13 protein-coding genes and 2 riboswitches are annotated in these 23,167 nt (G+C 71.5%); of the genes, 5 read left to right on the plus strand and 8 right to left on the minus strand.

Annotated features, from left to right (window positions below; translation table 11 throughout):
* The first annotated feature begins 223 nt into the window (after positions 1 to 223).
* Genes ND747_RS18390 through ND747_RS18410 form a run of 5 tightly spaced genes read left to right on the plus strand, consistent with a single transcriptional unit; the run spans position 224 to position 8,868 of the window.
* The gene (locus tag ND747_RS18390) at positions 224 to 1,879 is read left to right on the plus strand and encodes an aspartate aminotransferase family protein (RefSeq protein WP_251734890.1); all 1,656 of its coding nucleotides are present in this window, start codon (positions 224 to 226) and stop codon (positions 1,877 to 1,879) included.
* Positions 1,876 to 3,804 carry an IucA/IucC family siderophore biosynthesis protein gene (locus tag ND747_RS18395; protein WP_251734891.1) on the plus strand — a complete coding sequence of 643 codons (1,929 nt, stop codon included), beginning with the start codon at positions 1,876 to 1,878 and terminating at the stop codon, positions 3,802 to 3,804. Before ND747_RS18390 ends, ND747_RS18395 begins: the two co-directional genes overlap by 4 nt.
* Positions 3,801 to 5,351 carry a lysine N(6)-hydroxylase/L-ornithine N(5)-oxygenase family protein gene (locus tag ND747_RS18400; RefSeq protein WP_374216265.1) on the plus strand — a complete coding sequence of 517 codons (1,551 nt, stop codon included), beginning with the start codon at positions 3,801 to 3,803 and terminating at the stop codon, positions 5,349 to 5,351. Before ND747_RS18395 ends, ND747_RS18400 begins: the two co-directional genes overlap by 4 nt.
* 8 nt (positions 5,352 to 5,359) lie before the next feature.
* Positions 5,360 to 7,357: an IucA/IucC family protein gene (locus tag ND747_RS18405; protein ID WP_251734893.1), complete on the plus strand. Its 1,998-nt coding sequence runs from the start codon at positions 5,360 to 5,362 to the stop codon at positions 7,355 to 7,357.
* Entirely contained in the window at positions 7,354 to 8,868 is a 1,515-nt protein-coding gene (locus tag ND747_RS18410) for a glutamine synthetase family protein (RefSeq protein ID WP_251734895.1), read from the plus strand. Before ND747_RS18405 ends, ND747_RS18410 begins: the two co-directional genes overlap by 4 nt.
* On the opposite strand, the gene ND747_RS18415 is transcribed toward ND747_RS18410, so the two are convergent.
* The 8 genes from ND747_RS18415 to ND747_RS18450 form a co-directional block, all read right to left on the minus strand.
* Positions 8,865 to 11,246 carry an MMPL family transporter gene (locus ND747_RS18415; RefSeq protein ID WP_251734896.1) on the minus strand — a complete coding sequence of 794 codons (2,382 nt, stop codon included), beginning with the start codon at positions 11,244 to 11,246 and terminating at the stop codon, positions 8,865 to 8,867. The genes ND747_RS18410 and ND747_RS18415 overlap by 4 nt on opposite strands.
* A 182-nt stretch (positions 11,247 to 11,428) precedes the next feature.
* Positions 11,429 to 12,499, minus strand: coding sequence for a hypothetical protein (locus ND747_RS18420; RefSeq protein WP_251734897.1), 1,071 nt, complete (start codon positions 12,497 to 12,499; stop codon positions 11,429 to 11,431).
* A 657-nt stretch (positions 12,500 to 13,156) separates the two neighbouring features.
* Complete coding sequence (locus tag ND747_RS18425) at positions 13,157 to 13,897, minus strand: FkbM family methyltransferase (RefSeq protein WP_251734899.1); 741 nt, start codon at positions 13,895 to 13,897, stop codon at positions 13,157 to 13,159.
* A gap of 480 nt (positions 13,898 to 14,377) precedes the next feature.
* A complete protein-coding gene (gene gcvP, locus ND747_RS18430; RefSeq protein WP_251734901.1) occupies positions 14,378 to 17,362 on the minus strand; it encodes an aminomethyl-transferring glycine dehydrogenase in 2,985 nt (994 codons plus the stop codon).
* A gap of 56 nt (positions 17,363 to 17,418) precedes the next feature.
* A riboswitch (glycine riboswitch) is annotated at positions 17,419 to 17,549 on the minus strand.
* Positions 17,550 to 17,647: riboswitch (glycine riboswitch) on the minus strand.
* 67 nt (positions 17,648 to 17,714) lie between these two features.
* Entirely contained in the window at positions 17,715 to 18,464 is a 750-nt protein-coding gene (locus tag ND747_RS18435; RefSeq protein WP_251734904.1) for a PIG-L deacetylase family protein, read from the minus strand.
* 120 nt (positions 18,465 to 18,584) lie between these two features.
* Positions 18,585 to 18,878: a hypothetical protein gene (locus ND747_RS18440; RefSeq protein ID WP_251734906.1), complete on the minus strand. Its 294-nt coding sequence runs from the start codon at positions 18,876 to 18,878 to the stop codon at positions 18,585 to 18,587.
* A 2-nt stretch (positions 18,879 to 18,880) separates the two neighbouring features.
* A complete protein-coding gene (locus ND747_RS18445; protein WP_251734908.1) occupies positions 18,881 to 21,430 on the minus strand; it encodes a transglutaminase family protein in 2,550 nt (849 codons plus the stop codon).
* On the minus strand, positions 21,427 to 22,923 hold the full coding sequence (locus ND747_RS18450; RefSeq protein WP_251734910.1) for a DUF58 domain-containing protein: 1,497 nt from the start codon (positions 22,921 to 22,923) through the stop codon (positions 21,427 to 21,429). The genes ND747_RS18445 and ND747_RS18450 overlap by 4 nt, the downstream gene beginning before the upstream one ends.
* Between the last annotated feature and the right edge of the window lie 244 nt (positions 22,924 to 23,167).

Below are 23,167 nucleotides of genomic sequence, written 5' to 3' on the forward strand. Positions count from 1 at the left end.
CCCCCCCCCCCCCCCCCCCCCCCCCCCCCCCCTTTTTTTAATGATCCGCCCACCAAGTTTTAATAATCTGGCATTGTTTGGTGGTCATGGTATTTTTTTTATAAGAGACAGCGCCCGGTACCGCCGGCGTCTCTGGCCGGGGGCCGGGCGCGGCTGGTCCGGATCGGCGGATCCACATCGGCTGCGGATCGCGGGAGAGACCGGACGCCGACCGCGAGGCCACGTGAGTAGTCCAGCCGGGCCCCCGCCGGCGCTCGCCGACCTCGTCCAGCTGTGCCTGTCCGCTCTGGCCGACGGGCACCGCCGACGGGGCGGCCCGCTGCCGGCCGGTGGTCCCGCACGGGTGCGCGCGGACATCCTTGCGGCGTTGGGCGCCTCCCCCGATCGGGCCGGTCACCGACCGGCCTGGGCGGGGCTGTTGACCGCCGACGGCATCGGCGCGACGGCCGCACTGACCGAACTGGTCACCGCGCTCGCCGCGGGCAGTGCGGCCCCGGCCGATCCGTGGTGTGCCGCCCATCTGCACTGCCCACCGCTGGCGGTGGCGGTGGCGGCCGACCTCGCGGTCAGCGCGCTCAACCCTTCGCTGGACTCCTGGGACCAGGCGCCGGCGGCGGCGACCGTCGAGACCGAGGTCATCGCCGCCCTCGCCGCACTGGTCGGCTTCGATCCGCAGCACGCCACCGGCACGATCACCACCGGCGGCAGCGAGTCCAACCTGCTGGGCCTGCTGCTCGCCCGGGATGCGACCCCGGACGGGCCGACGTTGCGGGTGTTCCGGTCGAGCGCCGCCCATCTGTCGGTGGACCGGGCCGCCGCGGTGCTGGGCCTGGGCAGCGGGCCCAACCCGCGCGGCGCGCATCGCCCGCACGATCTGTCGGTCGTCGAGATCGCCACCGACGAGCGCGATCGCATGCGGGTCGACCTGCTCCGTCAGGCGCTGGCCGACCATGACGGGCCGGCTGTCGTGGTCGCCACGGCCGGCACCACCGACGCCGGTGCGATCGATCCGCTGCCGCAGATCGCCGCCGTGCTCGAGGAGCACCGCCGACGCCCCTGGAGCAGCACCGGGCGGACGCACCGCCCGAACGGCCCGGGCCGGCCCACGGCCCGGGGCTGGCTGCACGTCGATGCGGCCTATGGCGGCGGGGCGCTGTTCTCCGCCCGCCTCGCCGGGCTGCTCACCGGCCTGACCAGCGCCGACTCGGTCGCGTTGGACCTGCACAAGTGGGGCTGGCAGCCAGCCCCGGCCGGAGTGTTCCTCACCCCCCGCCCGGACGGCTGGCCCAGCCTGCGGGCCGCCCACGCGGACTATCTGCGCGCCGACGATGACGAGGCGGCGGGCTACCCGAGCCTGCTCGACCGTTCGCTGCGGACCACCAGGCGCCCCGACAGTTTCCCGATCGCCGTGACCCTACGTGCACTTGGTCGCCGCGGTCTGGGAACCCGGGTCGATGCCTGTCACGAGCTTGCCCTGCATGCCGAGCGGGAGGTGCAGGCCGATCCACGGCTGGAACTGGCGCGTCCGGTCACGCTGAGCACGCTCGTGTTCCGCTACCGTCCAGCCACCCCCACCTCGGTCGAGGTAGAACCGGCCGGCCTCGACCCGGCCGGTTTCGACCCGGCTGGCCCGAACGGGCTGGACCAGGTGAACGCACAGATTCGACGCACCCTGCTTCAGGCCGGTCGGGCGGTCGTCGGTCGCACCCGGGCCGGCCCCGAACAGGCGGTCCATCTCAAGCTCACCCTGCTCAATCCAGATGCGAGCCGGGCGGATGTGACGGCGCTGCTGCACCTGATCGCCACCACCGGCGATCTCCTGGCCCACACGGGTCAGGTCACGGACGAGGAGCTCCCCCACCGGGGGATTGCCTCATGAGCGCGGACAGTTTCGCGAGCGGCGACGCCGGCACGGTCGGCGACAGCAGCGCCCGCGGCCTGGAGCTGAACGTGGCCGCGGTCGCCGCCGACATCACCACCGAAACCCTGCTGCGCTGCTGGCTACGCGAAAGCGGTGTGCCGGTGCCGGCCGGGACCGAAACCGTCCGGGTCCGGCTGGTCGCGTCGGGGCTGTCCGTGCGGGCCCGGTTGACACACCGCTCGCCGAGCGGTTGGCATCGCTTCGACCAGCCCGAACTGGTCGGCGCGAGCGGTGCACCGGCCGCGCCGGTCGACGCGGGCGTACTCGCGGCACTGATCATCCAGGAGATCACCGCGACGCACGATCCGCCGACGACAGGCATCACGGCACTGCAACGCATCGCCGATTCCACGGCACGGATCGCCGGGCATCTCCAGGCCCGCCGCTCGGCGCCGTCCGTACCGACGGCGACCGCATCGTCCCCCCTGGCCCAGGTACCGCAGGCCCAGGTACCGCAGGCACCGTTTCTGACTGCGGAACAGGCGTCGCTCACCGGGCATCCGTTTCACCCGGCGGCCCAGAGCCGCCATGGGGCCTCCGACGAGACGATGGCCCGTTACTCCCCCGAACGGGGTGGATCGTTCCCCCTGCACTGGTTCGCCGCACATCCCCGCGCGCTGGCCAGCTCCAGCACCCTCCCCCACCCGGACCTGCGGCGCCTGCTGACCAGCCTGTACGACGACGGCCGGCAGCAGGGATCTGCGCCGGTACCAGCGACATCGACACAGGCGTCACGCACGACAGCACTACCGTCCGGATTTGTGCCGATACCAGCGCATCCCTGGCAGGCTCGGGAGCTGCTGGCCGACCCGGACGGCCCGGTCGGTGCGCTGCTCGCGACCGGCCAGCTGGTCGACCTCGGGGTCACCGGAGCGCCGTGGCATGCGACCACCTCGGTTCGGACGGTCTGGCGTCCAGACCGCCCGGTGATGCTGAAGCTGTCGCTTGGCCTGCGCATCACCAACTCCCGGCGCGTCCTGCTGCGTGACGAGCTACGTCTGGGCGAGATGATCGCCCGACTGGTCGATGCGGGGCTCGGCACCGCTCTGGCCGCCCGGCATCCCACCTTTCGACTGATCGGGGAACCGAACTGGGTCGCCGTCGATGCGCCGGGACTCGAGACGGCGCTGCGGACCAATCCGTTCGGGGCATCCGATCGGGTGGTGTGCGCGTCCTCGCTCGTCGCCGTCCGGCCCGATCGGGCGGTGGACAGTCGCGGCCGGGCCCGCGCCGCGATGCTGCCCGCGATACTGGTCGCGCTGGGCCAGCGGCACCACGAGCCGCCCGGACTGCTCGCCGAGACCTGGTTCGACCGGTATCTGGCGGTGCTGGTGACCCCCGTGCTGGAGCTCTACCTACACCATGGCGTCGGCGTCGAGGCGCATCTGCAGAACACCCTGGTCAGTCTGGATGACGACGGCTGGCCGGTGGCCGGCTGGTACCGCGACAGCCAGGGCTACTACATCGGTGAGTCCGCCGTCGATGCCACCCAGCGGCTGCTCCCCGGCTTCGCCGCCGGACTGGACGTGGTGTTCCCCGACCCGCTGGTCATCGACCGGATCATCTACTACCTGTTCGTGAACAACGTGTTCGCGATCGCCGGGGCGCTGGGAGCGGCGGGGGTCGCCGACGAGCACCGCCTGCTCGGACGGGTCCGTACCCTGCTCGCGCGGCTGGACCACACCGCCCATCCAGGCCAGTCAGGTCCCCGGCCGCCCGAGGTACGTCGCCGGCTGTTGTCGCTTCTCCGCAGCGCCACGACGTTACCCAGCAAGGGAAATCTGCGGACCCTGATCGACGGGCGCGACGAACTGATCGGTCCGGTGGCCACCCAGTCGATCTACGTGCAGATCCCGAATCCGCTGTTGGAGGGCGCCCCGTGAGATCCCCCGTTCCGCCTGCCGCCGGTGTCCGCAGCGCGCCTGCCACCGAGGCGGCCGGGGCAGGTCCGCCCCGGCCGGCGGACACCGTCTACGACGTCGTCGGCATCGGGCTCGGCCCGTTCAACCTGTCACTGGCCGCGCTCGCCGACGGTCTGCCCGCCGTGCGGGCCGCCTTCGTCGATCAGGCGCCGGCTTTCAGCTGGCACCCCGGGCTGCTGTTGGACGGCACCACGCTGCAGGTGCCGTTCCTCGCCGACCTGGTCACCCTCATCGACCCGACCAGCCGGTGGTCGTTCCTGTCCTACCTGCGGGCCCACGATCGGCTGTTCCGCTTCTACTTCTACGAGCGTTTCCACATTCCCCGGCGGGAGTACGACGCCTACTGCCGCTGGGTTGCCCGCGGCCTGCCCTCGACACACTTCGGCATCCGGGCCGAGACGGTGCGCTGGGATACCGACGCCGGCCTGTTCCGGGTCGCGCTGCACCGCTGCGGATCTGCCCTGGACGGCGACGCACCCCCCAATGCGACCAGCACATGGTCCAGTCGGGTGATCTCCACCCGGCATCTGGTGCTCGGCCTGGGCAGCGAACCCAGCGTCCCCATCGCGTTCGCGGGCATCTCCCCCGATCGGGCCTTTCACAGCGCGCACTACCGCCAGCGCCGGGCGGAGCTGGCGGAGCGACCACGGATCACCGTGGTCGGATCGGGCCAGTCAGGGGCGGAGGTCGTCGCCGATCTGCTGCGTGACACCGGGCCCGCGGGGCGGCACCTGACCTGGATTACCCGTACTCCCGCCTTCGCCCCGATGGAGTACTCCAAGCTCGGCCTCGAACAGTTCACCCCCGACTATGTCCGGTACTTTCACGGCCTGGCCCAACAGCGCAAGGACACCCTGGTGCCGGCGCAGTGGCAGCTGCACAGGGCGATCGACACGGACACGATCGCCGAGATCTACGATCTGCTCTACGAGCGCACCATCGACGGTGGAGACTCCGCGGCCACACTGCTGCCGGGTGTCACGGTCGAGGCGGCGAGCCAGCGCGGCGAAAGCAGCGAGATCACTCTTGCCTGCCGCCACCGCGACCAGGACGCCCCCTTCACCCTGACCGCAGACGCCGTTGTGCTCGCCACCGGCTACGCCGCCCGTCACCCAAGCCTGCTGGACCCGATCGCCGACCTGCTCGAGCTCGACGATGCCGGCCGGTTCGTCATCGACGACCGGTATCGCGTAGGGACCTCCACCGAGGTCACCGGGCGGATCTATGTCCAGAACGCCGAGCTGCACACCCATGGAGTGGGCGCCCCCGACCTCGGGCTCGGCGCGTGGCGTTCCGCCGTCATCCTGGACGACCTGACCGGCGGCCAGGCCCATCGGCTCCCGCCACCGAACGCGTTCACCACCTTCGGCGCTCCACAGCCAACGCCTCCAACACAGCCAACCGACACCAGCACCAGCACCAGCACCGTGAGTGGCACCACCACGACAGCCGAGGCCGCCGGCGCCGTCTGGCCCGATCCGGCAGTGTTCGACCGGGCGCACCCGTGAACAGCCCGGTGCCACCGCCCGCGACGACATCGTCGACTCCCCCACAGGTCAGACCGGCGAACCAGCCGCCCGCCGGCGGGACCATCGCCCGCTGGCGTCAGGCCGGCGCGGCCCTGCTGGTCCGGCTCATCGCCGAACTGGCCTACGAGGAGCTGCTCGTCCCCCTGGCCGAACCGGACGGCACGCCCGACCAGGAGCAGATCATTTCGGACGTCCAAGGCGTCCCTGGTCCGATCGGGCGGGGTCCGCTCCAGGCCTACCGGGTGCCGACAGCCACTGCCGACTACCGCTTCCGGGCCCGACGTGGAACGTTCGGTTCGTGGTGGATCGAGTCCGTGAGCCTGCGGCGGATCCCCCCAGCCGGCCCGGAGTCGATGGCGGACGATCCGGTGCTGTTCCTGCGGGAGGCGCAGTCCCTGCTCGGCTGGCCCGATCCGGTCCTCGCCGATGTTCTGCGGGATCTGCTCGCGACCCAGGCCGCCGACCAGCGTCTACTGGCCGGCGCGCGGCCCGCGGCGGAGCTCGCCGACCTCGGCCTCGTCGACCTGGAGGGCGCCCAGACCGGTCACCCCTGTCTGGTCGCGAACAAGGGACGCATCGGGTTCGCCGCGGACGTGGCACGCTACAGCCCCGAGTCCCACCACCCCTTCCGATTGGTGTGGGTAGCCGCCCACCCGGACCTGGCGGTCTGGTCCGAGTGCACCGGCCGAACGGGCCAGAGCGATTTCCTGGCCGAGGAGCTCGACAAACCCGTCCGAGCGCGGTTCGCCGCGGTGCTGGCCGGGGTCCTGGCCGAGCTGGCAGCGGACGGGACCGGCTCGCCGGGAACCGCCGCCGCACCCACGGCCTACGTGTGGTTGCCGGTGCATCCCTGGCAGTGGGCGAACGTGATCGTCGCGCTGTTCGCGGCGGAACTGGCCACGGGACGACTGGTCCAGCTGGGCGAGGCACCTGATCGTTACGTCCCGATGCAGGCGGTACGCACGCTGGCCAACATCGATCGGCCGGAGCGCCGCAACGTCAAGCTCGCACTGATGATCCGCAACACACTGGTCTGGCGCGGGATGTCGGCAGCCGACGCTCTCGCCGGCCCGGCGGTGTCCCGCTGGCTGCTCCAGCTGCGGGCCGCCGACCCGTTCCTGCGGGACGCGAGCGGCATCCAGCCGCTGCCCGAGGTGGCCGGAGCCGCCGTACGCCACCTGGCCTACGACGCTCTTCCGGACGCGCCCTACCGGCTACATGAGCTGCTCGGGGTGCTCTGGCGCGATCCGGTGGACCGTTACCTCGCCGCTGGGGAACAGGCGCGCAGCCTCGCCGCGCTGCTCATGACCGGCTCGGACGGGCGATCCCTGGTCGCCGAACTGGTGGCCCGTTCGGGCCGTGACCCACGTGAGTGGCTCCGGGCGCTGTTCACCGCGCTGCTACCCGGGCTGCTGCACTATCTGTACCGGTACGGTATTGCATTCACCCCGCACGGCGAGAACGTCCTGTGTATCTTCGACGCCGACCAGGTCCCCCGACGTATCGCGATCAAGGACTTCGGGGCGGACATCGAGCTGGTTGACGGACCCTTCCCGGAACGCGGCCCGTTGCCGGTGCAGGTGGACGAGCACTGCCGGCGCTGGCCCGGCCGAGAGCTCGCGCATTCGGTGCTCTCCGCCGTCTTCGCTGGGCATTTCCGCTACTTCTCGGTCCTCGTGGCCGATCATCTGCACGTCGGCGAACCGGAGTTCTGGGCGCTGGTCCGCGCAACGCTGGATGACCACCAGGGCCGTTTCCCCGAGCTGCAGGCCCGCTTCGCCGAGGTCGACCTGCTCGCCCCCCGATTCGACCGGGTTTGTCTGAACCGAGAGCAGTTCGCCGGTGCCGGGTTCCACGACCGGCCCGCGCGTGACGGCGGGTTCGACCTGATGCGGGGTACGGTCGCCAATCCGGTGGCCGGCGTGCCCGTCCACTCCACCCCACCGGCGCCACCGGGACGGACGGGACGAACGGAGAACGGATGATGCCTGTGCCGGCGCCGATCCCACCCGCCCGATCGGGCCAGGGAGACACCCTCCCGGCCGCGCCCCCAGCCACGTCCTCGGAGGCGCCCCGAGACGCGCCGGAGGCAGCGGGGGCGCCGACACTGCATGAGCTGACCCACGGCGACGACGCGATCGACGAAATGATCGTTGCCACGGTCGATCTGCAGGGTCGCCTCGTCGGCAGCGCCGTGTCGCCGGAGCACTTCACGGACGATGTTCTCCCGCAGGGACTCGGCGCCTGCACCTACCTGCATGCGGTCGACGTCGACATGCAGACCGACCCGGGCTTCCCATCCACCCCCTGGCAGGGCGGCTTCGGGGACCTGCGGCTGCGTCCCGACCTGACCAGCCTGCGCCGGGCGCCCTGGCGCCGCTCGAACGGGGTGGTGTTCGCCGACGCCTACTGGCCCGACGGGACGGTCGTGGACGTCTCACCCCGGGCGGTGTTGCGCCGACAGCTCGACGCGCTGGGTGCGGCGGGCCAGCGCGCCCTGGTCGGCACCGAGCTGGAGTTCCTGGCCTTCCGCGAGTCCTACGATCGGGCGGCCCGACGGTCCTGGTCCGGGCTCACTCCGGCCAGTCGGTACAACATCGACTACGCGCTGTTCGGCACCGAGGGGCTGGACGACCTGGCCCGGCGCATCCGGCTGGCGATGCGCGAGGCCGGGATCGTGGTGGAATCGGCCCGGGGAGAGGTCCATCCGGGCCAGTACGAGATCGTGTTCCGCTACGCCGAGGCGCTGGCCGCCTGCGATGTCCACGTCCTGTACAAGACCACCGCCAAGAAGATCGCCGCGGCGGGCGGGCAGGCCCTGACCTTCATGGCGAAGTACGACGAGGGTGAGGGCAACTCCTGCCACGTGCATCTGTCCCTGCGCGACATCGTCAGCGGCGACCCCGCCTTCGCCGTCTCCCCCGGCCAGACCAGGACCTCCCCCGTCCGGACGGGACGACCCGCGCGGGCGGATACCGCTGGCATGTCCCCGCTGATGTGCTCCTTCGTGGCGGGGCAGCTGGCCTGCATGGCCGACTTCACCCTGCTGTTCGCGCCGAACGTCAACTCCTACAAGCGGCTTGCCCCCGGTGCGTTCGCGCCGACCGGGATCAGCTGGGGTCGGGACAACCGGACGTGCGCGGTGCGAGTGGTCGGGTCCGGTGCGGGGCTGCGCATCGAGCACCGGGTGCCCGGCGGGGACGCGAACCCGTACCTGGCCGTCGCCGGCATCCTCGCCGCCGGCCTGCACGGGATCCGCGAGCAGCTCGACCTCGAGCCCGGCCGGGTCGGCAACGTGTTCACGATGCCCGATGTGCCCGCCCTGCCGACGACTCTGCGAGCAGCCGTGGACCGGTGGCGGGCAAGCCCCGTTGCCCGGGCTGCCTTCGGCGAGCGGGTGGTCGCCCATCTGGCCCATGCGGCCGAGGTCGAACTGACCGGCTACGAGCGCACGGTCACCGACTGGGAACGTCAACGCGGCTTCGAGCGAGGCTAGGACCGGTGGGCGGAGTTCTGCGCCCCGGTCGGGACATCGTGCTCCTCGATGTCGCGCGCCGCCGGCGGCGCCACCTCGGCCGGAGGAGCGTCCTCGGCGTGTTCGTGTAGTCCGAACCGGCGATGCAGTGCGCGCAGCGGACCGGGCGCCCACCAGCTCGCCTCGCCGGCCACCCGCATGAACGCCGGGACCAGCACCCCCCGGATGAGAGTGGCGTCGAGCACGATGGCCAGCGCCGTGCCCACCCCGAACATCTGCATGAAGCGCACCGACGAGGTGGCGAACGCGACGAAGGTGACCGCGAGCAGCGCGGCGGCGGTGCTGACGATCCGGCCGACCCGAGCGAGGCCCGTGGCGACCGCCTCGATGTTGCTCGCCCCGGTGTCGTGCACCTCCTTGATCCGTGACAGCAGGAACACCTCGTAGTCCATGGACAGGCCGAAGGCGATGCAGAACAGCAGTACGGGCATGGAGGTGTCGAGGGGGCCGGGAGTGAAGTCGAGCAGACCTGACAGGTGACCGTCCGTGAAGATCCAGACTGCGACTCCGAACACCGCGCAGGTGCACAGGCCGTTGAGCACGATCGCCTTGACCGGAAGCAGCACACTGCCGGTGAACAGGAACAACAGAACGAACGTCGCCAACGCGATGAGGCCGAGCGCCAGCGGCAGCCGCGTGCCGATCGCGGACCTGCCGTCGACGAGCACGGCGGGTGCACCCCCCACCAGGACGGTGCTGCCCGCCGGTGCGGGCAGCGCACGGGTGGCGTGGACCAGCGCCTGCGCGCGCGGCGACGTGTAGTCCACCGCGGGGACCACCTGCAGCAGCTGCGCACCCGGTGCGCGGAACCGCACGCTGGTCGGATCGGGGGGTGTGACCGGGCGTCCCCGGACGACGGTACCCAGCGTGTAGTCCACCCGGGCCACATCGGGCAGCCGGGACAGGGTGGCCGCATAGCTGGACAGCGCGGTGGAGTCCAGGTCGCCCTGCCCGTCGACCTGCACGACCACATCCATCGAGCCGGCCAGGTCGGCGGGGAAACGCTCCCGCAGCGCATCGCCGACCGTGCGGCTGGCGGCGGCGCCCGGGCGCAGCACCCGGTCGTCCGGCGTGCCGAAGTGCACGTGCAGGAACGGGGCGGCGAGCACGAGCAGCACCACGATCACGGGCAGCCCGGTCAGGACCGGACGGGCCATGACGGTCGACGCCACCCGCCGCCAGAACGGCGACTCCGCGGACTCCCGCGCCCGCCGCCCCCGCGTACCCACGGCCGCCTCGCCGGTGCCGGCACCGGGAGAAGCCCCTGGGCCAGCCGCCCCCACAGCGGCTCGCTGCCGGCGCCGACGGACCAGTCCGATCAGGCCCCCCACCCGCCAGGCGTTCACCCGCTCGCCGAGCAGCATGAGCAGCGCAGGCAGCACAACCACCGCCGCGACGACCGCCACCAGGGTCACCGAGATGCCCGCATAGGCCATGGAGCGCAGGAAGAACGGTGGGAACAGCAGCATCATGATCAGGCTCACGACCACCGTGGCGCCACTGAAGAAGATCGTTTGACCGGCGGACCGCACGGTGATCCCGACCGCGGACGCCCGGTCCCGCCCGGTGGCGAGTTCCTCCCGAAACCGGCTGACCATCAACAGTGAGTAGTCGATGCCGAGTCCGAGGCCGAGCGCGGTCGTCAGGTTCACGGCGAAGATCGAGACATCGGTGACGCTGCCGATCACCGCCAGTACCGCGAGGCCACCGACCATTCCGATCAACCCCACCGCCAGCGGCAGCAGTGCCGCGACCACCCCGGCAAACGCCACCACCAGCAGAATCAGCGTGATCGGAAGTGCGATCGACTCCGCTACCGCGAGATCACTGGAAACCTGGTTGCTGACGTCATGGTTGACGGCCGCCGCGCCACCCGGCTCGACGGTCACCGCCGGCAGGCTGAACTCCCGGGAGGCGTATCGCCGGACAACGTCGGCGGCATCGTCGTCGTCCGCGACGCTGCCCACGACCAGGGCCGAGCGGCGGTCCCGTGAGCGCAGCGAACTGCCCGCCCCCGTCCAGTAGGAGACGACGTCGCGCGCACCGGGTTGAGCGGCCAGATCGGCGGCGACCGCCCGACCAGCCGCGACGATCCGCGTGTCGTCGACCTCCCCCGAACGGGCGGTGACGAGCAACAGCACATTCGCCCGGCCGTGGAAGTGTGCGTCCAGTACATCGGACGCCCGGCTGGAGTCCGAGCGGGGATCGTCGAACCCCCCGCCCTGCAACTTCCCGAACGCGGTGCTGCCGAGCAGGGCGCCGAGGACGACCAGGACCGCCGTACCGGCGAGTACCAGCCGTGTCCGACGTGTGACCAGAGTCACCAAAGCTGCGAACACGACATCTCCCCCAATCGGGACGGCTTGGAGAGAGACACTGTTCGCGACTGATGCACAGAGTCAAGGTCGATTGTGCGCACAACAACCAGCCCGACCCACCCAGATACTTGACGCGGGCAGGTCGGGCAGGTCGGGCAGGTCGGTCCGGGTGCGGCCTGGGCCGGGTGGGCCCGCGAGCCGGATCAGGCGGAGGTTCGCATCTGTCGGCCGAGGGTGTCCAGGGCCAGCCGACGGGAACTCTTGATCTCGGGGAGGCGGGCCTGGTACGCGGGCGAGGTGGCCAGCGGCTGGTAGAACCCGAGCCGCGGGACAAAGTCCGCGTCGTCGTAGCCCGACGGCCGGTGCAGAGCGTATGTACGGCCGGGGAACAGCAGGTCGTAGTTGTCGGCAATCTGCCAGATGGCCACGTGCGGGTCGACCCGGCGCCGCTGGAAGTAGGCCTCGAGGACGTCGATGGTGAAGCTGATCTCATGGAACTGCTTTACCAGTGCGTGGTAGTGCTGGCCGACCTGGTACTTGATCGGCAGCTCGATCTGCAGGCTGTCGGAGTAGTCCAACAGATCGAGGGCCAGAACCTTCAGGGACGTTTCGACTCCATAGCCCCGAGAGAAGGCCAGCGAGGCGAAGACGTCCGCATCAATGACGAACTCGCCGATCAGCGGCTGGAGGGTGCGTGTGATCGAGGGCACATACCGAGCGAGTTGTTTCGACAGCAACGACCTCAGCATCTCCGTCGTGCGCCCACCAGGTCGGCCATCGCCGGTCACCCGGCGCGAACTTCCGTTCACGAACAGGGGGGCGTTACCGGCTGTCGTGGCCGCCGCGAGAACGCCCACCGTGGACGGGTCGTAGCTTTCCAGGTCCGCGTCATGGAAGATCAGTCGGTTCCCGAAAGCGAGATACGCGAGGCTGCGCATCGCCCCGGCCTTGCCGCCGGTCGTCGTCGCCTCCCTGCCGGCATGCCGCTGAAGTACCGAGTTTCCACGGACGACCCAGCTCGCACCGGCCTCGGTTGCGATGCGCACCAGGTCATGCTCGTCGCCGTCGGACGTCGGATCGACGACCACGCCGATCTCGTCCAACACCCGGCGTTCCTGCATCCAGCGCTGCCGATCCTGCGCGATGATGTCACCAAGCGTTCGGGCAGCCTCCGGGCCACGGGCAGGGATCAGCAGGCTCAGGGTGATGCCCTTGGCAAGCTTGTCCGCCTCGATCGCGTCGAGGTCGAGGCTGGTGGGTTCGAGCGTTCGCACGGACGCCCCTCTCTCGTGACCTTTGTGAGGTACGGATCACCCTGCACCGGAGCTGGCGAGGCGGGATCCGTTGCTGGACAGCGGGTAAATCACACAGCCCGGCGGAAATCTTCGATCGCACCGCCGACCGTGGGATTAGCCACCTCCGTCCGCAACGCTCCGACCGTCACCCGGTTTCCGGTGACCTGGCCGTTTCCAGTACCTCCGTACGCCGGGTCGCCGCATCGACTTCACGACTTCCCGGGTACGACCGATCCGGCACGTGACTCGATGCCGGAGCGTCAAAGTATCGGCGTTGCGGCCGAATCCGTCACTCCCCCCGTTTCCCAACGAGTACCGGCCACCGCCGTTGCCGGCAGCCGGCGATCACACCGAGCCGCCCGCGTCGGCCGAGTTCGGCGAAACCGGCACGCCGAGTGCTGATATCGACACTCGACGTGAGAGCTTTCCGGGCGGGTGAGAGAGAACTACCCGCGCATCGACTCGGCGATGCCAGGCCGGCATTGCCGGGTGGGCCCGACCGACGCCGCCATATCCGGCCCAAACGGGCGAGGTCGACCGCAAGGCCAGCCCAGACCGAAACCGGGCCCACAATAAGGTGATTTACATCACACTAAAACGTCGGACGTCCTGCCCCCGGACGCCCGACGTGCGCGGTCAGGGGTGCGCGACGAAGTTGAAGTGCCGGCCCGTCTCGAAGGTGTCCCGGAACTTCGGCAGGGTGTACGGACCTTCACCGTCCAGATCGAAGATCCGAAGGCCGAGATCCCCGTCAACCAGCAGATACATGTCGTCCGCGGTCGTCCCGTAGTCACGGGCGCCGGCGCCGAACTCGAACACCAGGTGCGGGCGACTGGCCGCGATCAGCTTGGTGGCGCCACGGAAGACGCCGTACTCGGCACCCTCGACGTCGACCTTGATCAGAGCCGGCCGGTAGTCCGCCGGCAGCGCGTCGTCGAGGACCTCGACGGTGACCTCGATCTGTTCGACGTCCTCGGTGTCCGGCACCCGGTCGCGCAGGCCGCTGTAGGCCGGCCGGCTGCGCACGTAGGTGAACGGCAGGACACCCGGCTTGTCGGAAAGCGCAGCCTGGCGCACGTCCACGGTGGGGAAGTCGGCCTGGAGCGTGGCGGCCATGTGCGGCAGCGGCTCATAGGCGACATGTGTGCCGTGCGGAGCGTGCCGCAGGATTGTCCGCAGCACGTCGCCACGGTGCGCACCCACATCAATACAGTTCGACGTCTCGGCAAGCACGAACGACATTAGCAGCGCCAAGTGTCGATCATCGTTGCGGTTGCGCCGCGCAGTCGGCACAACATTGTCTCGCACCAGCTTCAGCGCCGGCCCGAGCCCCAGATCCACCGCCTTACGGCGGAGCGCAGCGACCTGTTTCTCCATCCGCGGATCCATCGGCCCCGCCCTTCTGTTGTCCCATCATCGACCGACCCTAGTGCAGCAGACCCCGTTTTCCACCAGCCCGGTGGGTCCAACTATTGGCGCCGGCAGATCTGTGGTCAACAGCAGGGTGGTCCAACCGGCCCGCAGGGCGATCGACAGGCCGGCTATCGGCCACGGAACGCAGGGAGTCGGCAATATGTCACGCAACGGAAGTGTTGCCGATAATCACAAAGAATGACTCTGCGCCACGAACGGCACTACGTTCCGACATAATTCACTACGCGCCAACACCGTTCCATCGCGTATCGCATAACCGATACGGCGCGACGTGGACGCGCTCCCGGCTGGCCGGGATCGGATCCGGCCGGCCGGCCGGCCCGCGCGGACCGCGCGGGCCTGGATCCCCGGCGGGGCCTGATCCCCGGCAGGAGCATCGGTCCGAGGACGTCCGCCCGGCCGCCGGGGACACGAGCGGGACGGTCAGCCGACGGTGGCGAGCGCCGCCTCCTCCTCCACCGGGTCGGCAAAGGACTCCACCGGCGGGCAGGTGCACACCAGGTTGCGGTCGCCATAGGCGCCGTCGATTCGCCGCACCGGCGGCCAGTACTTCCCGGTACGCAGCGTGGCCAGCGGATAGGCGGCGACCGAACGAGGGTAGGGGTGCGGCCAGTCGTCGGCGGTTACCATCGCCGCGGTGTGCGGCGCATTGCGCAGCGGATTGTCGTCGAGCGGCCAGGTTCCGTCGCCGACCTGTTCCGCCTCCGCCCGGATCGCAATCATCGCATCGCAGAAACGGTCGATCTCGGCGAGGTCCTCGCTTTCGGTCGGCTCCACCATGAGGGTACCCGCGACCGGAAACGACATGGTCGGCGCGTGAAAGCCGTAGTCGATGAGGCGCTTGGCCACGTCGTCCACGGTGACCCCGGTTTCTCGCGTCAACGGTCGCAGGTCAAGAATGCACTCGTGCGCCACGAGACCGTCCCGGCCGGAATAGAGAACCGGATAGTGTGGGCGTAGCCGGTGGGCGATGTAGTTGGCGTTGAGAACGGCCACCGACGTGGCTTCCCGCAGGCCGTCTGCGCCCATCATCTGGATGTATGCCCATGGGATCATCAGGATCCCGGCCGATCCCCACGGCGACCCGGAAATGGGCCCCACCCCGGTGGTCGGACCGGCCTCGGTCCGCAGCGGATGGTTGGGCAGATAGGGCAGCAGCTTTTCACCGACAGCCACCGGCCCGACCCCCGGACCGCCGCCGCCATGCGGAATGCAGAACGTCTTGTGCAGGTTCAGATGGCTGACGTCGGCGCCGAACTGGCCCGGTTTCGCGAGGCCGACCAGCGCGTTCAGGTTCGCCCCGTCGACGTAGACCAGACCGCCCGCCTCATGCACAAGAGCGCAGGCCTGCCCGATGCCCTCCTCGTACACCCCGTGCGTCGAGGGATAGGTCACCATCAGGGCGGCGAGGACGTCCGTGTGTGTCCGGGCGGCCCGGGCGAGGTCGTCGAGATCGACGTTTCCGTCATCGTCGCAGGCAACGACGACGACCCGCATTCCGGCCATCGCGGCGCTGGCCGCGTTCGTGCCATGGGCGGATGACGGGATCAGACACACGTCGCGCACGGGCGCGCCGGCCGGCGCGCGGTCACGGTGATAGGCGCGGATCGCCAGCAGCCCGGCCAGCTCGCCCTGGCTGCCGGCGTTCGGCTGCACCGAGACACCCGCATAGCCGGTGATCCGGGCGAGCCATTCCTCGAGCTGGCGGATCAGGGTGAGGTAACCGGCGGCCTGGTCCAGCGGGGCATACGGGTGGATGTCGGCGAACTCCGGCCAGGTGACCGCAGCCATCTCGGTGGTGGCGTTGAGTTTCATCGTGCAGGAACCGAGGGGAATCATTCCGCGGTCAAGGGCGAGATCGAGATCGGACAACCGACGCAGATAGCGCAGCATCGCGGTCTCGGACCGGTGCTCGTGAAACACCGGATGCTCGAGATATCCCTCCGTGCGGATCAGTGCGGCGGGCAGCGCGACCGCGGTCGTCGCCGGAATCGGCCCGTCCAGTTCGGCCTGCGTCGTCACCTCGGCGGCCGCGGCCGGTGGCACCCCGAAGGCGGCCCAGACCGCCCGCAGGTCCGCCTCCACGGTCGTCTCGTTGCACGAGATGCCCACGTGATCGTCATCGACGAGGCGCAGGTTCACCCCGTGCTCGAGTGCGCTGGCGACCACCTCGGCGGCCCGGCCCGGTGCCGCGGCGACAACCGTGTCGAAAAACGACGAGTCACCCAACGTGATTCCGCCGAGGCGCAGCCCCTCGGCGAGGCGCACCGCGAGGCCATGCACGCGTCGGGCGATCCCCGCCAGCCCCTGCGGGCCGTGGTAGACCGCGTACATCGAGGCGAGCACCGCCGGCAGCACCTGCGCGGTGCAGATGTTGCTCGTCGCCTTCTCTCGTCGGATGTGCTGCTCGCGTGTCTGCAGGGTAAGTCGGTAGGCCGGGGCACCGGCCGCGTCGATGGACACGCCGACCAGCCGACCGGGCAGCGTGCGTTCCAGACCGGAACGGACGGCGAGATAGCCGGCATGCGGGCCGCCGAACGACAGGGGCAGACCGAACCGCTGGGTGCTTCCGACCGCGATGTCCGCGCCGAGCTCGCCGGGCGAGCGCAGCAGGGTGAGGGCCAGCAGGTCGGCGGCGACGGTGACGATCAGGCCTCGCTCGCGGGCCTGCGCGATCACACCCCGGTGGTCACGCAGGGCTCCGCCCGGCCCAGGGTAGGACACCAGCAGCCCGAAGGCCGAGTCGAACAGCTCGGCGGGCAGCGACGCACTGCCGCCGAGCTCGACGACCTCGACGGTGGCGCCCAGCGCCTCGGCGCGGGTCGCCACGACCGCGATCGTCTGCGGGAGTGTGTCGGCGTCGACCAGGAAGACCCGCCGTCCGGCCTTCGCCCGGCGCAGCGCGATCTGCATCGCCTCGGCCGCCGCGGTGGGCTCGTCCAGCAAGGACGCACCGGCCACCGCCAGCCCGGTCAGATCCGTGATCATGGTCTGGAAGTTGAGCAGGGCCTCGAGCCGGCCCTGGGAGATCTCTGGCTGGTAGGGCGTGTAGGCCGTGTACCAAGCCGGATTTTCCAGGACGTTGCGCTGGATGACGCCCGGCATCACCGCGGGATGGAAGCCGAGACCGATCATCGAGGGCACCGGCCGGTTGGCCCGCCCGAGCGCCCGCAGCGCGGCCAGCACGGCCGGCTCGTCGAGCGGGGCTGGCAGGTCAAGGGTGCTGTCGGCGATGATCGCGGGCACGGCGGCGTCGGTCAGGGATCGCAGTGATTCGTGGCCGAGCGCGGCCAGCATGGCCTGGCGGGCGCTCTGGCCCGGGCCGATGTGCCGATCGGCGAAACGCGGATAGGACCCGGGGGGAACCGCCACCGGCGGGGTGTTCTGCTTGCTGCCGTCGTGCGTCATGGGCCGCTCCGGAGGTCGGGCGGAACCGACGGGGTGCGCCGGTGCCGCGACGGGCCTCCCCCTCTGTCATATGGCCTGAGAGCTTCGCCGCGCCTCGACCGCGGGCTCGCCATGACGGGCGGGCGCGCGAGGTCGGCGGCGGCTTTCACCGTCGGCGGGACGCCTCGGCGTCCACTTTCCAGAGTTGCCTGACCCGGCGGTTGGGGGCCTGAGAGTTTATGGGGAGAGCTTGCTCCTTCGGCGCCCCGGCCATGTGGTGACCGGGACTCTCCCGCACGGGCGTGAGCGGCAGCGGTATGCAGTTGGTAGGTCGACAGTAGCCGCGATACGGCCGCCCGGCCACCCGGTTGGCTCAGATGAAGACGGTCTCGGTCGAACGCAGCAGCCGGGCCAGGAACGGCGGCGGAAGAACGGCGGCGTCGGCGGGATGGTCCGACAGGGGGGCGATCTGCGTGCGGTAACAGTCGACGGCGCGTTCCTTGGCCCGCATCACCCGTTCGGGCAGGGTCACCGACCTCGCCCGGGACCAAGGCACGTCCGGATCATCGGGTACCGACCAGTGCCAGGTCCACACGGGGTATTCGACCAGCCGGGCCCCGGCGTGGTTCGCAGCCAGCGCCGCCGCGCGTCCCGTCGCCTCGTGATCGGGATGCCGATCACCCCGCCAGGTGGTGAAGACCCAGGTCCGGGCGGTCAACAGCGGCTCCACCAGCGCGGCGAGCGCCGCTTCGTGCCCGGCGACCCGTCCGTCTGGCAGCCCCGCCCGGTGCACCTGGGTATCCCCGAGACCGAGCGCTGCCAGCGCCGCGTGCTGCTCGGTGATGCGCTGCTCGGCGAGCTGTCGGGCCGACAGTGTCGGCGAACCGGGATGCGACCCGTCACCATCAGTGACGGCCATCACGGCGATCCGCGCACCCAGGTCGCGTAGCCGGACGAGCAGCCCCCCGACGCCGAGCACCTCATCGTCCGGATGGGGGGCGACGACAACCACCTGTGGCGGCGGGTCGCTCAGATCGAACTCCGGCCAGCCCGGCTCCCACTGCTGCCAGGCCGACGCAGGGGTACCGGCATCGGTGAAGGGCCGGTCGACGTCGAGTCCCATCTATCCTGCATACGGCACGCCGGCCCGTCACGCCGGGCGAACGCCCCCACGCGCGGGACGACCCGCCTCACTCGGGTGACCACCGGCCCGGGGGCTGTCCGGCCGGCCCGAGGACCCGCCTCACCGCCCGGGTCGACGCAGCAACTCGCTCTTGGCCGCTTCCTTGTCCGTCAGCGCCCCGTTCCGCTCCCGCTGGAAGACCTCTTCTGCCATCCGATCGGACGAGGTCTGGCTTGCCACCTGCCGGGCCATTTCGTCGTTGGACGTCTCCGCCCCGGCGGGCCGGGTATGCCCCTGCCACCCGCGGGTCCCCACCGCCTCCCGGGCAGGCACCGCCTCCCGGGCGGGCACCGCCTCCCGGGCGGGCACCGATGCCCCCGTCCGCGCGTCCGCTCGCTTCAGTGTCTGTGCCATGACTACTCCTCCCCCTGTTCACCTACCCACATTCCAATACCCGATGTAACTGAAAGAGAACCACTTGTCATCACGTGGGGCGCGTCGGCCTGCCCCTGCCAGGCCCGAGCGGGGTTCGACGCCGCCCACAGCAGCCGACCTGTCTCGACGGCCGTACGGACATCCGCAGCCCCACGCGTTTCGGTCGCCCCCCGCATCCCCGCCACTGCCCGCGGCTTGGCGGCTGCCCGCAGGTCGGCAGGCTCACCCAGACCGACGGCTGCCCGCACCTCGGCGGCCACCGCGACGGGCGCGATCCGGTGCGCGATGCGGCGGTGTCGGGACACGGACCTGTGCAGTGCCTGTTCCAGCGCGTCGGTCTGCCGCCAGGCCTCGGCGGCGCCGCCGCGGCCGGGGGCGGCCCGCAGCCGACTGTCGGTCAGATCGCCGAACAGGGCGACGGTGGCCAGTTCCGCCAACCCGCGCAGCGCCGTGCCGGCCGGTCCACCCGCCGGGGCGACCGCGACCGCGGCCATGGCCACGACCTCGGCCGGGCTCGCGGCGGGCGGCATCGGCTGGCCCGTTCGGGCCAGTACGTCCAACGCCTGTCGCCAGGCGGCGACGATGCGCATCCGTTCGGTTCCGCGCCGCCGTGCCCGGCGGCGACGCAGCCCCGGCAGGGACCAGGCCAGACCGAGATAACCAGCCAGAACGAGCAGGGTCGCCGTTCCCGCCAGCCGGACCCCCCGCGCCCAGTCGGACCAGCCAGGCGATGGGCTGATCGGCCGGGGGCGCGGATCCGTCCCGGGAACAGCCCCACCGGACGGCACGGCCACCGTGACGCCGAGCACGGCGTTGACAAGTTCGGCCTGCGCCATGGACTCGCCCTGGGCGGCCCCGGCAACGGCGGCGCCCCGCACGTCACCCGCCATCGGCGTGGGGAAGAAGGGCAGCCAGCCGGCACCGGCAAAATGGATCTCCGCCCAGGCCAGAGCATCGGCGCCATGGACCGTGCGGGGGACGCTGGGATCCGGGCCGGGGGCGCTGAAGCCGACGACGAGCCGGGCGGGCAGGCCGAGCAGCCGGGCAGCGAGCACGAACACCGTGGCGAACTGTTCGGAGGTCCCCCGTCCGGTCTGTTCGAGGAAATGGGCGATCTGCGCGAGGCTGTGCCCCGCGGGGGCGGTCGGGTCGAACACGAAGTTCGCCCGCAGGTACTGCCGCAGCAGCGCGGCGCGCTGGTAGGGCGAGCTGCCCCCGGCGGTGGCGATCGTAGCCAGGTTGCGCAGCACCGGCGGCACGGTGGCCGGCAGGGCGCGGTCGCGGGCGTCGGCCGGCGCGGCGGACACGGCGAGGGCCAGCGTCTGGGCAGGAGTGAGCACGGATGGCGACCAGGACTGCACCCGAAGGTGGGTGCCGGGGGTGAGCGGCTCGGTCCGCAGCAACGAGCCGGCACAGGCCGCCACCGCAAATCGCCCCGGCGCTGGCTGGCCGGCTGTGGTCGCGGCGACCGGACGGGACGGGCTCGAGAGCACGGCGAACTGCCTGGGCTGCCCCGACACCGGGATGAGCTGACCACCAAGCCCGGCGATGGTCAGCTCCTGCGTCACCGCGGCGCCGGTGTCGGTTGGCCAGGCGACCTCGGGGCAGCCGGCGGAGGCCGTCCCCGCCGGCAGGTAGCGGGTGGTGGCCGTCCAGGTGGCGCCGTCATAGGCGTCGAGGACGGCCAGGCGCAGTGCCACCGGTCCGGTGGTCGCCGGCGTCAGAGCCGTCCGAAACAGGACCTGGTCCGGATGGGCGGTCCAGCCGGCCAGTCGGCTGAGCGGGCTGAGGTCCGCCACGGCGGTGGCGGCGGGCGCGCGGTAGCTGCGCGGGTCGATGGGTGGACGGTCGTCGACCCGCAGCGGGCCGCCGGCCAGTCCGATCCCCACCGCGACCACGGCAATCACCGCACCCACCGGCCGGGCCAGGGTGGCCGGGCGGGCCGCTGCGCCCACCGCCGTCCCGATCCGGGGCCGGCGGACCTGAACGAGTAGGGCGGCGAGCGCGGCGAACCCGGCGGCGGCCAGCAGGTCCGAACCACCCGCCGCGGTGCCATAGCCCACCGTGACCAGCAGCAGAATCGTGCCCGGCAGTGCGGGTAGCAGCCGGGTCCGGGTGCGGACCACCAGTTCGGCGCCGAGCGCCGCGGCCAGCCAGGTCAGTGCGACCGGCCCCAGCAGCAGATCAGCCTCGGCCGGTACCGGAACGGCCGTGTCGAGTAGCCGCGCCCACCCGGTGACCACCCCCGATCCGACCAGGTGCAGCCGGGACCACACCCCACCCGCCGGGACGGCGATGGTCGCCGCGGCCCAGGCCACGAATCCGCTACTCCACGCGACGACCGTCACGACCGGTGACGATGGTTGGTGCCGGCCACCCAGCACCGCGACCAGCGTCACGGGCAGGATCACCGCAGCCACGACGTCCACCAGGATCTCGGGGCCGGCGAACACCTGGTGCCACCCGTAACCGGCGACGAACACGAGCCCGCCGATCAGCAGCAGCGCGGCCAGGCGGGTGCGCCCGCTCATCGGCGCCCCGCCCCGAGGCTGCCGCGTCCTCGCGGCCAGGCGGCCGGCCAGCTGTCGGCCAGTGCCGCCGCGTCGCGAACATCGATGACGGTGAGCCGTCCGACCGTTCCCGTGCCGCCACCCCCCGCTCGGGCCAGATGGGCGGTCCCGCCCCGCGGGCCGACCACGCCCGCGATCGACGAGCGGCCCCAGGCACGCACGGGCGAGGCCGGCCGCAGCCGGGCCCGGTCGGTGGAGTCGCGCCGAAGCACGGCCCGGGCGGTGGCCTCGGATCGTGGTCCGACCCGCACCAGCACCACCCGTCCGTAGGCGTGTCCGACCGGTGCGAGAGCGGCTGCGGCGGACCGGTCGAAGCCGCCGGTCACCAGGACGAGCGTGCCCAGCCCCCCGCGCCGCAGCGTGCCGAGGACGTCCAGGGTGGCGTCGCCGGTCAGCTCCACGGCGGCCAGTTCGTCGAGCAGCATGTCGGCGTCGCGCCGCCGACGCCGCCCGAGGGCACGTAGTCCGGCGGTGGTCACCAGGCGGACCCCGAACGCCTCCCGCGCGCAGGTCATCACCGCGGCGGCGGCCACGTCCACAGCCGACTCGAACGCCGCCCGTCCGGCCGGACCGGGGGGGTAGGCGTCCGGCCGGACGTCGAGCACCACGGTGGCCGCCGGCTCCGTGGGATCCATGTGGGTACGGACCATCAGCTCGCCGGCCCGCGCGCTCGAAGGCCAGTGCACCAGGCGGAGATCCTCACCCACCGCGTAGGGCCGCAGCGTGTGGATCTCGAGCCCCCCGGCCGTGCCATGTCCGGTCTGGCCGTCCGGCTCACGTGACGGCGCCGAGGCCAGCGGGGCGAGCAGCCGGACCGGTGGCCGGACGTGCAGGGTCGCGGTGGCGGGTAGTCGCTGGCTACGAGTGAGCAGTCCGAACGGGTCCGATCGGGTGATCTCGACCGGGCCGATGGCGATCACGCCTCGCTCGTCGGTCGGCAGGGCCACGTCGACGGTGCGGGTGCCGGCGCCCGCCAGCCGGGTGATCGGCACCAGCAGCAGTTCGGGCGGCGGGGCTGCCCGCGAGGGTCGGGCGTCTCCACTCGACGGGCCGGCATCCCCGGCCGACGGTTGCGAGCTGGCCGCAGCCGCGCCCTGCTCCGAACGGGGGGTGGTCACGCTCAGGGCCAGGCGGACGACAAAAGTGGGCGCCGTCCACCGCGAGTGGTTGTGCAGGGTGATCTCGAGGGTGGCGGGTTCCCCCCGCGCCACCCGGTGCGGCGACACGCTGAGCTCGGCCGACGCCCGCGGATGCCGCACGGCGACGGCCAGGGACAGTGCCACGGCCGCGGCGGCGGTACCGCCGAGCACGCCGACCTCGGGGTAGTGCACCAGCCGAGCACCGGTCAGCAGCAGCGTGGCGGTGGCGAGCAGGCCCCAACCGAGCGGTGTCGGCCGTAGGCGTGACCGGGCCGGCCGCGCCCGGGCCCGGGCCCGCGGTGCGACCGCGTCCACCGACGTCGGCCCGGTTGTGTCCCTGGTCCTGAGGCCGGCGCCCAGCCACGGAGCGGACCTGTGGGCAGGCATACGGACAGGCGCGGACTCCGGCTGGCGGACGGCCGCAGGCGCAGGAGCACTCGCCGGCTCACGGGCGGTCGCCGGGGCGGGGGCGGGCAGCGGCGGCCGGCGGGCAGGAGCAGGGGTCGGCGCGGGGACGGGGACGGGTGTAGCGGCCGGGGTGGGTGTGACCGGTCGTGGC

The organism is Frankia sp. R82 (assembly GCF_023716925.1).
GTDB lineage: Bacteria > Actinomycetota > Actinomycetes > Frankiales > Frankiaceae > Frankia.

Bases quoted from the DNA above. Each gene is read 5' to 3' on its own strand.
- ND747_RS18395 (WP_251734891.1), top strand. From the start codon at position 1,876: ATGAGCGCGGACAGTTTCGCGAGCGGCGACGCCGGCACGGTCGGCGAC.
- ND747_RS18410 (WP_251734895.1), top strand. From the start codon at position 7,354: ATGATGCCTGTGCCGGCGCCGATCCCACCCGCCCGATCGGGCCAGGGA.
- ND747_RS18425 (WP_251734899.1), bottom strand. From the start codon at position 13,897: ATGGAGAAACAGGTCGCTGCGCTCCGCCGTAAGGCGGTGGATCTGGGG.
- gcvP (WP_251734901.1), bottom strand. From the start codon at position 17,362: ATGACGCACGACGGCAGCAAGCAGAACACCCCGCCGGTGGCGGTTCCC.
- ND747_RS18435 (WP_251734904.1), bottom strand. From the start codon at position 18,464: ATGGGACTCGACGTCGACCGGCCCTTCACCGATGCCGGTACCCCTGCG.
- ND747_RS18440 (WP_251734906.1), bottom strand. From the start codon at position 18,878: ATGGCACAGACACTGAAGCGAGCGGACGCGCGGACGGGGGCATCGGTG.
- ND747_RS18445 (WP_251734908.1), bottom strand. From the start codon at position 21,430: ATGAGCGGGCGCACCCGCCTGGCCGCGCTGCTGCTGATCGGCGGGCTC.